The following is a 2,094-nucleotide window of genomic DNA, read 5'->3' as shown; positions in this document are numbered from 1 at the left end:
ACGTCAACGTCAACATTCCCGCAGGCCTGTTCGCCACCACCCAGACCGTGGACCCCGCCGGGCTGGCCTTCAGCGAGAACCGCAGCTACGACCCGCGCTTTGGCGTCATGCTCAGCCTCACAGGCCCCAACAGCCTGACGACCAGCTGGCAATACGACGACTTCGGACGCGTCACGCGCGAGTTGCACGCGGACGGTACCAGCGTCGTCACGGCCTACTGCATCATCGCCGGGCAGGGCGTGGACACCAGCAGCAACAGCAGTACCGCCAACGGCGACCCCCTGAACTGCCCCACGCCCCCGAACGGAGAACTCCTGCCCGACACGATGATGTTCGTGCACAGCGTGCCGCTGGACGCCAGTGGCGTGGCGATGGGCCCGTACCAGCGCATCTACACCGACACGCTGGGCCGGGAAATCCGCCGTGTCACGGAAAGCTTCGACGGCAGCGCACAGAGCAGCTCCTTCGCCCGCGTGCCGATCTACGCCGACAGCACGTACGACCAGTACGGTGTGAAGGTCCAGCAAACCCAACCTTACTTCGCCAGCACCCTGAGTTCGAACACGACCGGCAGCAACGATGTCGGCTTGACCTGGGTGCAAGTGGACGCACTCGGACGCTCCACCTTCGTATTCGTGGCCGACCCGAAGGGCAACAGCACGCACACTACGATGGGCTACGGCCCCAACTTCGGCGGCCGTACCGTGGCCGTGACCCGTTTTACCTACAGCGGGCAAAAGACCACCACGTTCAACGACAAGGGCCAGCAGCGCATCGAAGAAAAGAACGCCCTCGGCCAGTTGGCTGTCGTGACCGATGCCGCCGGCGCCACCCTGATCCACCAGCGCGACGCGTTCGGCAACCTGGTCAAGACCATTGACGCAACGGGCAACGCGACCGCGCTGGTCTATGACTACCGCGGCCGCAAGACCCAGCTGCAAGACCCGGACATGGGCGTGTGGAACTACGCCTACGACGCGCTGGGCGAACTGGTGTGGGAACAAAGTCCCAACCAGGCCAGGGGCGGCACCCAGACCACGATGGTCTATGACGTGCTGGGCCGCGTGACCAGCCGTGTCGAGCCCGAATACACCAGCACCTGGCGCTATGACAGGAACGCCGACGGCAGCTCGTGCATGGCCGCCAACCCGGCCCTGGGCAAAGGCAAGCTGTGCCAGAGCAGCGCCACCAACAATGTCAGCCACCAGTACGCCTACGATGACAAGGGGCGCCCCACCAGCAGCCGCACCACCGTCACGAACGGCCCCAGCTTCATCAGCGCGGTGAGCTACGAGGCCAGCACCGGCCGCCTGTCCTCGCAAACCTATCCGACCGGCGTGAAGGTGACCTACGCCTACACCACCGGCGGCTGGCTGGAAAAACTGCTGCTGGGGACCACCGCCAACGTCGCACCTCTGCCCGACGCCCAGGGCGGGCGGGCGGCCAGCGTCACCCTGGCGGCGGGCAGCGTGCTGTGGCAAAGCCGGGTCGTCAACGCCCGCGGCCAGGCGGAACAACAGGTCTACGGCAGCGACGGCGGTGGCGCCAACAGTGTGACCGCCAAGGCCGTCTTCGACGCCAACACCGGCCGGGTGACCGACCTCGCCACCGGCCTTGCGGCCAGCCCGACCAAGGTACTGTCCCAGCACTACACCTGGGACAGCCTGAACAATCTCATGGGCCGGGTGGATGACAACGGCGACGAAAGCGGCGGTGTCAGCACCGGCGCGGTGAGCGAGAGCTTCGTCTATGGCGACGCGCTCAACCGCCTGACCAGCTACACGGTAAGCGCACCGGCCATCCCCAACCTCAGCCGCACCGTCAACCTGCAGTACAACGCCGTGGGGCAGCTGATCAGCAAGAGTGACGTCGGCACCTTCAGCTACGTGGCGCCGGGTGGCGGTGCGGGCAGCAAGCCGCACGCGGTGCGCAGCGTGGCGGGCAGCTACACCGCCAGCTACGGCTACGACGACAACGGTAACGTCATCAGCGCCACCAACGGCAAATACCGTAGCGTCAGCTACACCAGCTTCGACCAGCCGGACAGCGGCCAGGGCCTGCAGGGCCCGTTCGGTCCTGCAGGGCCCGTTCGGT

The 2,094-nt window shown here is 66.3% G+C and carries 1 pseudogene; it reads left to right on the top strand.

From position 1 onward, the window contains the following. Window positions 1-2,094: pseudogene (locus tag AC1DYX_RS30635) on the top strand (hypothetical protein); the annotation flags it as partial.

The organism is Massilia sp. P2_C2 (genome assembly GCF_056404615.1).
The sequence above is the reverse complement of the archived record's forward strand: the minus strand, read 5'-3'. Positions and strand labels throughout refer to the sequence as shown.